Genomic DNA, 2,299 nt, shown 5'->3' on the forward strand with positions numbered 1-2,299 from the left:
CAGGACCACAAGCTCCTGAACTGCGCCCGCGAAGCAGAACGACGAGACCCGGAGTGCCGCTTCGACGCGACACACACAGAACGGCGAATCCGCAGAAACCACTCGGCGGCCATCGGAGATACGAAGCTTGGCGGCCAGATCCCGCCAGCAACTCCAGCGACGGCGCGGAGAGACCGTTCCCCGCCGCAACAGGGCCTTGCGCACCGGGTCGCCGAGCCGCGCGACAATACCTGCGTCCTCGACCTGAACATCACCACTCGCGCAGGGGCGGTGAAGAAGTAGCCACGACAGACACGCCGAAGATATCAGCGAGCACGGCAATGTAGACCTCACCGTCGGTGATATCGCCCTCGGCATGGGACTGGCGATCCTGCTCAACATGGGCACCATCACCGTCCCCGGCGGATTCCCCGTCATCGCAACATTTCTCGCGACCTCCCTCGATCTTCCGCTCGAAGCCGTGGGCATACTGATCGCCGTGGACTGGTTCGCCGGTATCTTCCGGACATTCCTCAACGTCAACGGCGACACCTTCGTCGCGATGCTGGTGGCCAACGCCGACGACGAGATCGACCGCGATGTCTACAACGGCAGGAAGACCGTGGTCTCCGAGGAGATCGACGTCAGCGAGTTCGCCGCCGCAATAGCCAAGGCCGACGCCACCGACTGAACTCGGGTGTCCCTGTGGTTTCTGTCAAACACACTGCGCGAGAGTGCTACGCCGAAGACTGGACTTTTCACGATCCTGGGGACTATCTCGTTAACGGTGTTTCGGCCGTTTTCATCAGTAGGTTTCTGATCCGGGCCAACGATCCGCGAACGTGATCGCGAAGGCATTGAGAGCGGGTTTCCACCGTGTGATCCATCGTGCCTGACCTTTGCCTGTCGGGTCCAGCGAACGGGTCACCAGGTACAAACATTTGAGCGCGGCTTGCTCGCTGGGGAAATGACCGCGAGCTTTGACCGCCCTCCGGTAGCGCGCATTCAGCGACTCAATAGAATTGGTAGAGCATATGACTCGACGTATCTCTGTGTCGTAATCGAGGAACGGAATGAACTCCTGCCAAGCGTTGTCCCATAGCCGGATGATCGCCGGATACCGCTTGCCCCAGTTCTCGGCAAGGTCGTCGAAAGCAGCCCGCGCCGCTGCCTCACTCGGCGCGGTGTAGATCGGCTTCAGTTCCCGCTTCAGTGCGTCCCAGTGTTGACGTCCCGAGAGCCGAAAGGTGTTGCGGATCAGGTGCACCACACAGGTCTGGACCGTGGTGGCCGGCCACACATGCTCGACAACCTCCGGCAGGCCCTTGAGACCGTCGCAGACGAGAAAGAAAACGTCTTTGGTGCCACGGTTACGGATGTCAGTGAGCACGCTCATCCAGAACTTGGCGCCCTCGCCGCCCGTGCCGGCCCACAAACCAAGCACGTCGCGGCGCCCGTCCAGGCTCACCCCGATGGCCGCGTAGATCGGCCTGTTCGCGACCTGGCCGTCGCGGATCTTGACCACGATGGCATCGATGAAGATCGCGGCGTACACCTCATCGAGCGGACGTGCAGACCAATCCTGCATCTCCTCGATCACCTTGTCGGTGATCCGAGAAATCGTCTCCTTCGAGACCGATGCACCGTAGATTTCAGCGAAGTGCGCGCTGATCTCCCCAGTCGTTAACCCTTTGGCGTACAACGATAAAACGATCTCATCAACGCCGTTGAGCCGACGCTGCCGCTTCTTGACGATCTGCGGTTCGAACGTCCCTTCGCGGTCTCGGGGGACTTCGATCGGGACCTGCCCGGTCGACTCGGTCAGTACCGTCTTCGACCGAGTGCCGTTGCGGATATTTGTTGATGCCCGATCCGGGTTGGCCTGGTTCTTGTCGTGCCCGAGATGCTCGGTCATCTCCTCGTTCAATGCCGTTTCCAGGACCGTCTTGGTGAACTGCTTGAGCAGCCCATCCGGGCCCGTCAGCGACAGGCCCTGCTCTCTCGCCAAGCGCACGAGCTCCGCTGCCGCCGCCTCCTCGGCCGACGGTGGTGTCGACTTCTTCTTCGTCACATCATCCAGTGTCGTCATCACGGCACCCTTCTCGCCGGGCATTCACCCAGCGTGTCGGGCCGAAACACCGTTTAAGAAACACTCCCCGATCCTGTCGGGGAGACAGATGCGGGATGGCCGGGGGCGACGAGTGTTTGCGGGGCGAGGGAATTTCCGGGGGCGAATTTTCCGCAGTTACTCGGGGCGGGTGCGCCGTTGAACCGGTCGACGAGCCACTGCAGAGCGCCGGGCAACCAGAGCGCGCCACCG

Annotated in this window: 3 protein-coding genes; 2 read left to right on the forward strand and 1 reads right to left on the reverse strand. The window is 61.7% G+C overall.

Annotated features, from left to right (window positions below):
* A partial coding sequence (locus tag ABZ567_RS32305; protein ID WP_360796933.1) for a hypothetical protein occupies nt 1-282 on the forward strand: 282 nt, incomplete at its 5' end.
* A 22-nt stretch (nt 283-304) separates the two neighbouring features.
* Complete coding sequence (locus ABZ567_RS32310) at nt 305-670, forward strand: cation:dicarboxylase symporter family transporter (protein WP_350835113.1); 366 nt, start codon at nt 305-307, stop codon at nt 668-670.
* Between the two features lie 114 nt (nt 671-784).
* On the opposite strand, the gene ABZ567_RS32315 is transcribed toward ABZ567_RS32310, so the two are convergent.
* Nucleotides 785-2,068: an IS256 family transposase gene (locus ABZ567_RS32315; RefSeq protein WP_360796936.1), complete on the reverse strand. Its 1,284-nt coding sequence runs from the start codon at nt 2,066-2,068 to the stop codon at nt 785-787.
* Nucleotides 2,069-2,299: the final 231 nt, after the last annotated feature.

Source organism: Streptomyces sp. NPDC016459 (assembly GCF_040632845.1).
Lineage (GTDB): Bacteria > Actinomycetota > Actinomycetes > Streptomycetales > Streptomycetaceae > Streptomyces.